5 protein-coding genes are annotated in these 7,085 nt (G+C 50.4%); all 5 read right to left on the reverse strand.

Annotation, left to right across the window (positions count from 1 at the left end; translation table 11 throughout):
• Positions 1 to 55: 55 nt before the first annotated feature.
• Positions 56 to 2,617, reverse strand: coding sequence for an FAD-binding protein (locus tag E3J62_02040; protein TET47240.1), 2,562 nt, complete (start codon positions 2,615 to 2,617; stop codon positions 56 to 58).
• A complete protein-coding gene (locus E3J62_02045) occupies positions 2,581 to 3,120 on the reverse strand; it encodes a (Fe-S)-binding protein (GenBank protein ID TET47241.1) in 540 nt (179 codons plus the stop codon). The genes E3J62_02040 and E3J62_02045 overlap by 37 nt, the downstream gene beginning before the upstream one ends.
• A 322-nt stretch (positions 3,121 to 3,442) precedes the next feature.
• Positions 3,443 to 5,632: a hydrogenase iron-sulfur subunit gene (locus E3J62_02050; GenBank protein TET47242.1), complete on the reverse strand. Its 2,190-nt coding sequence runs from the start codon at positions 5,630 to 5,632 to the stop codon at positions 3,443 to 3,445.
• Between the two features lie 60 nt (positions 5,633 to 5,692).
• Positions 5,693 to 6,868, reverse strand: coding sequence for a CoB--CoM heterodisulfide reductase iron-sulfur subunit A family protein (locus tag E3J62_02055; GenBank protein TET47243.1), 1,176 nt, complete (start codon positions 6,866 to 6,868; stop codon positions 5,693 to 5,695).
• A 15-nt stretch (positions 6,869 to 6,883) separates the two neighbouring features.
• Positions 6,884 to 7,066: an FAD-dependent oxidoreductase gene (locus E3J62_02060; protein ID TET47244.1), complete on the reverse strand. Its 183-nt coding sequence runs from the start codon at positions 7,064 to 7,066 to the stop codon at positions 6,884 to 6,886.
• Positions 7,067 to 7,085 lie beyond the last annotated feature (19 nt).

The raw sequence follows: 7,085 nt of genomic DNA on the forward strand, positions 1-7,085 counted from the left end.
ACTTTGCAAGTTGTACTTTGTACTTTGCAGGTTGTACTCTGTACTTCAGAAAGTATTACAGTGCTTCAGCAATCAGTTCTGTGATATCAGCAACAGTGAGTGTACCGCGCTTCTCCTTGGGGATTGCGCGCAGCCCTTTCCGTAAAGTGTCTTTGCATGCGGCGCAGGCCGAGACGACGACATCCATGTCCTCTTCAAGGACTTCTGCCAGCCGCCTTTTCGATATGTCAAGACTCATTTCTCGATCATAGGCCATAAGGCCACCGCCACCGCCGCAGCAAACTGCAGAACTACGGTTCTTCTCAAATTCCGTGAGTACAAGACCTGGTATTGATCTGAGAACCTCTCGAGGTTCATCATACACGTTCATATGTCTTCCCAGGTCGCACGGGTCATGGTAGACGACTTTCTTTGTCACCAGATTGGCAAGCTTCAGCTTGCCTTCCTCCAGCAATCCTTTCACATACTCCGAAATATGGAAGACCATGAATTCCTTTGGATACAAAGTCTTCAAAGCCCTATAACAGCCGGCACATGGGGTGACAATCATTCTGGGTCTCAGTTCCTTGAACTTCTTCATGTTGCTTTTGACTCTCTTCATAAAATCGGCTGACCCGGCCAGATAATGGACATACCCGCAGCAGTCCTCGTCTTCACCGAGGACTGTGAAATCAACATCAGCTGCTTGCATGATTTTGAACGTCGCAGGAACAATCTCCATGTCAACATAAGAGGGTAGACATCCGAGAAACAAGAGAACCTCTGCCGGCTTCGCACTAATCTTCTGGTATTTCTTGGGGAATAGGTCTGTCCTCTCTCTTCTAGGGCTGCCGAAAGGATTGCCTTCCTTTTCTATATTCTCCAACATCGTCGTGATCGATTGGGGCATGCAGCCGGCCTGGGCGAGTCTCCTTCTACAGGCGAGAATAATCTCAGGGGCCTTTATGCTGCACGGACAGGTGGTGGTGCAACCTGCACACACAGAGCAGGAGTACATTTTATCAGCCAATTCCATGGATGGTTTGATGGTCTCTTCCAGCAGACCCTGGGCAAGCAGTATTCTTCCCCTCGCATTTTTTGACTCAAGAGTGGTGGACTCGAATGTAGGACATCCTGTGCGGCAGAAGCCGCACTGTACGCAGACGAGAATTTCATCGTCTAGTTCCTCGCTGAACCCCTTCAGTTTCTTGCCGGCAACATGCGAGAATGCGAAATGGTCCAGAATCTTCACCTTCTTCTTGTCGAGCGACAACTTCCCGGGATTCAAAATGCTGTTTGGATCCAGGCCTTTCTTTATCTCTCTCATTACATCTAAGGAGGATGAAAGCTCCCTGTCTGCGAAAGCGGATTTGGCGATTCCCAGCCCGTGCTCAGCGGTCAGAGTTCCGCCAAGACTCATGGCCAGGTCTACGAGTTCTCCAGCCATTTTCTCAGCCTTCTTCCATTCATCTTTGTTTCGGACATCCAGAATGAATGTGGTATGGACATTACCATCTCCTGCGTGCCCAAAGGTGGCCACAAGCATGTCATACTTCTTTGATATTTTCTGTGCTCCTCTGATAGCTTCTGGAACCTTTGACACGGGCACGCCAAAGTCTTCTGCAATGGGGATGAGCCTGTAGCCCTTCTTGAACCTGGAGAGGGAAGGGACCAGTCCGCCCCTTGCAGCCCACAGTGCCTGTCTCTGCTTTGGATTATCAGACCAGGCGATGTCAATGCCGTTATTGCTCTGGCAGATATTCTCTATCGCACTCATCTCTTCCCTTACTGCAGGTTCTCTTCCATCGACTTCAATAAACAGCATACCTTCAACATCCGGGAGACCAAGTTTCATTGCCTTATTGACAACGTTTATGCTGACGGTATCGAGTATTTCACATGCCGATAGGCCGATACTGGAACCGAACAAATCTGCGACAGTCTTGCCTGCATCTTCAAGTTTCGCGAAAGCTGCCTTTGCGAACGCGATGTATTCAGGGACTGGGACTATCTTTAAAGTTATCTCAGTCATTATACCTAACGTACCTTCAGAGTTTGCGAAAAGCCTGGTCAGATCGTACCCGGATGACGTCTTTGGAGTGTAACTGCCTGTTCTTATTACCCTGCCACTGGCAAGAACGACCTCGAGTCCCATTACCCAGTCACGTGTGGTTCCGTACTTCACGGCCCGAGTTCCGCTGGCATTTGTGGCGACCATGCCTCCAATGGTGCATACGTTTGAACTACCGGGGTCAGGAGGGAAGAAATGGGTGGGGGAGAGGCTCGAGTTTAGGTGCTGGCATATCACGCCGGGTTCTACCACCACGTATCCATCTTCTTTTCTCACCTTTTTCATCTTATCCATTCTGGTGAGATCAAGAACAAGACCTCCCCCTATTGGAATAATTGCCCCGGTCACGCTAGTACCGCTGCCCCTTACTGTAACCGGCACCTTGCTCTTGTTGGCGACACGCAGAAGCTTTGATATCTGATCTGTGGTCGTGCAAAATACAAGAGCATTGGGCATGCCCTGGTGGACAGACATATCCCGGGAGTAACAGATCAGCTCGAGTTTCTCGTCAATGAAATTCTCTTTACCAACTATCTTCTTGACTTTTTCTTTCCACCTATTTGGCATTTTGCCTCCACTTTCCTGCTGGCTCTCAGATTCTCCTTGAACTTCTGTGCGAGTATATACTTTTTGCACCTTTCGCACAAGAGGACCGAATCAGGCGTGTAGTCTTCTGACTTAGTCTGGATATATGTTGAGGTATGCTTGGGCAGGATGGGTCTGCCGCACCTCTTGCACTGTCGCAGATTTCTAATGTATCCCCGTTCAACAGCGAGGTCCCTCAGAGATCCAATGAACTCCCTGAAGTGGACTCCAGAAGGACAGGTGACCTCACACACGTCACATACGAGACAGTACCAGATTGATGATGCCCTGAACAGGTCCGTGCCGAAAAGCGCCTCGTGGACAATTGTTCTTGGTGCCCAGGAGTAGCGGAAGTCTTCAAAGATCTCAGTCATAGTACAGGCTGACGTGCACTTTCCGCACTGGACACACTTCAACAGGCCATGCTTGACTATGAGGTCTTCTACTCTTGTGTCCACTGTCCTATTCTTCACGCTGTGCTTCATCTCTGGCCAGCTCCAGGCTATAAAACCCCATTATTTCTTCTCCCTCGATGGGAGTGGAGTAGGAGCAGGGTCTCCCAGCCCTCCCTGATGGGCGCGACAACCCTCCTTCGCCAGGTATGGTTACGGAGGACAGGCCGCCCCCTACATCTGACGCCTAAAAGCAGATCCTTCGTCGCTTCTCTCCTCCCCGTAGAACGGGGCAGGCAGAATGACAGGAAAACAGACTGTCATTGCGAGCGACAGCGAAGCAATCTGGCACAAGCAGATCCTTCGACTCTGTGCTTCGACGATGCTCAGCACGTCGCTCTGGACGAAATATGCCTCACGGCCGCTCCGATGGCGTGGCCCTATTTCGTTTTCGATTTTCGAGCTTCGATTTTCGGTCACGCACGTCCCGTTTTCTCTTCGTGCCTAGCTCTCTCAGTTTTTCAGTAAAGTCCGTGACAAGTGAAGAGTAGCGTCTGCCTTCGGAAGCGGAGACCCAGTCGAGTTTGAAGCGCTCCGGATCGATGCCAGTAAGTTCGAGCAAACGCCTGAGCAAGACCATTCGCCGTCTCGTATAGAAGTTGGCGTTCACGTAGTGGCATTCGCCTGGGTGGCATCCGAGTACCATCACCCCGTCGATACCATTACTCAGCGCTCTGACGATGAATTCTGGTTTTATTCTCGAAGAGCACATTACACGTACCACCCTGATGTTGGATGGAATTTGATATCTGGAAACTCCTGCCAGGTCCGTTCCAGCATACGAGCACCAGTTGCATGCCAGCACCAGAATTTTGGGTTCGTCTGGCTCAGGCCGTGTTTCAATGGCGTTAAGCGGAGGGTGAAGCTGCCAGTCACCCCAGTTCCGTTGTTGCATCACTCCTCCAGGGCATGCCGCAACACAGCATCCGCACCCTTTACATTTGACTTCAGTCACACGGGCCACAGACCTTCCGGAGGAGTCCAGTTCCAATCTGACGGCGTCGAATGGACATACTGCCTCACAGTTCCCACAGCCAGTGCATTCCATCTCATTGCAGTAGGCTACTATGGGTTCAACAAACACCTTCTTCTGTCTTATGGGGGTAGCGGCCTTGGCAGCGGCCGCGTATCCTTGCGAGATCGCGTCCCCGACATTAACAGGATATCTGGCCGACCCGCATACATAGATTCCGTCATTTGAGAATTCAACTGGACGCAGCTTCACGTGTGCTTCCAGAAAGAAGCCGTCACTTCCCAGCGGAACCTTGAGAATTCTGGAAAGAGTCTTAGAATCATCCCGCGGAACAAGGGGTGTGGTCAGCACGACCATGTCTGCCGGTATGCTCATCCGCCCTCCAGTGACAGGAGTGTCAACTCTGACAACTTTCGCCTTCTGATTTCCAGAGACCTTTGGCATTTTTTCAGGCCCATATCTGACAAATCTGATCCCCGCTTCTTTCGCCTTCTTGTACAATTCTTCCGTGGCTATACCACAGGCCATCACATCTCGTTCGAGAATGGTCACGGAGGCATCAGGGCTCATAGACTTGAGTCTCATGGCGTTTTTCATGGATGTCATGCAGCAGAATCTGCCACAGTACTCCCTCTCTTTGACCCGTGCCCCGACACAGTTTACAAATACGAAATCCCGCAGCTTGCTGAGATCAGTGCCGTTCTTTTTCTTGTTCTTCAGAATCTCTTCCAGTTCAAGCTCAGTCACAACGTTTCTCAGCCTTCCATACCCGAACATGCCTTCTGGTTTGAACTCCCTGGCCCCTGTCGCCACAACGATGGTACCGACTTTGAACTCTTCTTTTCCGGATTGTTTGCGAGTTGATTCTAATCGTATCTGAAAATCGCCGACTGAACCCTCAACATTTTTGATAATCTTCCCTAGATGAACAGATATGTTTGGGTTTTCTTTGACAGATCTCTTCAGTCTACCGATGAGTTGTGATGATTTTTCATCTGCTGGATATATTGTGTCTATTTGATTCAAAAGTCCACCCAGCTTCTTTTCCCTCTCGACCAGGTGAACCTCTATTCCTTGATTTGCCAGGTTGAGGGCTGCGCTCATCCCGGAGACGCCTCCGCCGATGACCAGTGTGGAAGGAAAGACCGGAGCTTCAATGTCCGCCTCTGCGGTGAGATTGGCCACCTTCGCAACACCCATCCTTACTAACTCTCTCGCCTTCGCTGTAGCTCTGTCCGGCTCTTTCATATGAATCCAGGAGCAATGCTCCCTTATGTTGACAAGCTCAAACAGGTGCTTGTTGATACCTGCCTCTTTGCATACCTCCTTGAAGAGGGGTTCATGGGTTCTCGGTGTGCACGCAGCCACAACCACCCTGTCCAGTGTATGTTCGATGATGGTCCGTTTGATCCTCGCAATCCCTTCCTCAGAGCACGCATAGATGTTCGTCTCAGTGTGGACCACGTGGAGTAGGGTAGAGGCATATTCCGCAATACCAGGTACGTCTACGACGCCGGCAATGTTGTTCCCACAATGGCAGACAAATACTCCGATCCTTCTTCCCAATTCCACCCCTTTTCCTCCAAAGTACGAATTGCGGAGTACAAAGTACAAGGTGCAGAGAGCGAAGTACTACGTACTAGGAAGTCGTGACTTGGTTTCTGAGTTCTGTACTTCGTACCTTGCACTTTGTACCTCGTACTTTGTCAAGAGTTCTGCGGCGTATGCTGCAGCGGCTGATGCCTGCACAACCGAGTCCGGTATGTCCTGAGGCTCTGAGCAGAACCCACAGGCCAGAATACCAGGGACAGATGTTTCAAACGGCAGGGCAGGCGAATCTGGAGTTCTCACAAACCCGTGGTCATCAAGTTCTATTCCGAGAGCTTGGATGAGCGCAGAGTTGCTCTCGCTAGGTATAAGGGCATGGCAGAGAACAACCATGTCCACCTCTAATCTTGCGACCTTCTGTGATTCCATGTCATCAAAGACAACAGTCACATGGCCATTCTCGGTATTGTCAATCAACCTGCCAGGCTTTGACCTTATGTATTTAACACCGTGTTCGATCTTCGCCCTATTGACGTATTCCTGGAACCCCTTGCCTGGGGACCTCATGTCCGTGTAGAAGATGTAAAGTTCTGTGCCAGGGTGATGCTCAGCAGTAAGTATGGCCTCTTTGGTCGCATGCATGCAGCAGACCCCAGAGCAGTAAGGGTTGTTTCTTTCATCGCGAGAGCCTATGCATTGAAGGAACGCGACTCGCTCGGGAACCTTTGAATCGGAGGGTCTCTTGAGCTCGCCACCTGTGGGTCCTGATGCGCTTATCATCCTTTCGTACTGGAGAGCTGTTATCACATTTTTGATTTTTCCGAACCCGAACTCTTCCAGATTGGATACGTCGTAGGGCTCAAATCCTGTGGCTACAATGGCCGCGCCTACATTGAGCTTCACCCTTTTCTCTCTATCCTCAAAGTTTACAGCTCCTCTCTCACAGACCTTTTCACAGATTCTACACTTGCCGGTCTTGAAGTACTGGCAGCTTTCTGGGTCGATTGCAGGGGTGCTGGGAACACCCTGTGGAAAATAGACGTATATCGCCTTTCTCTTGCGCAGACCGATATCGAAAGAGTCATCCGCTTCGTACGGACACTTGACCACGCAATCTCCACACGAAGTGCACCGAGACTCGTCGACATATCTAGGATATCGAAGAATGGTCGCCTTGAAGTTGCCTACTTCGCCCACAAGGTCGAGTACTTCGCTCATGGTAAGCAACTCGATGTTTGGGTGCCGACCGGCCTCCATCATCTTAGGCGCGAGTATTCACATCGAGCAGTCATTGGTGGGGAAGGTCTTGTCAAGTTGGGCCATTCTCCCACCGATACTGGGGTTCTTTTCAACCAAAAAGACCTTGAAACCCATGTTTCCAAGGTCTATTGAGGCCTGAATACCCGCTATCCCGCCACCAATTACTAGAACCGATTTACGCTTCAAACTTGAATCCACCTAACCACAGATTAACACA

The organism is candidate division TA06 bacterium (assembly GCA_004376575.1).
Taxonomy (GTDB): domain Bacteria; phylum Hydrothermota; class DG-26; order E44-bin18; family E44-bin18; genus E44-bin18.

What these genes read in the sequence shown, in the direction of transcription:
- E3J62_02040 (TET47240.1), bottom strand. Translation starts at nt 2,617, where the DNA reads ATGCCAAATAGGTGGAAAGAAAAAGTCAAGAAGATAGTTGGTAAAGAG.
- E3J62_02055 (TET47243.1), bottom strand. Translation starts at nt 6,868, where the DNA reads ATGATGGAGGCCGGTCGGCACCCAAACATCGAGTTGCTTACCATGAGC.
- E3J62_02045 (TET47241.1), bottom strand. Translation starts at nt 3,120, where the DNA reads ATGAAGCACAGCGTGAAGAATAGGACAGTGGACACAAGAGTAGAAGAC.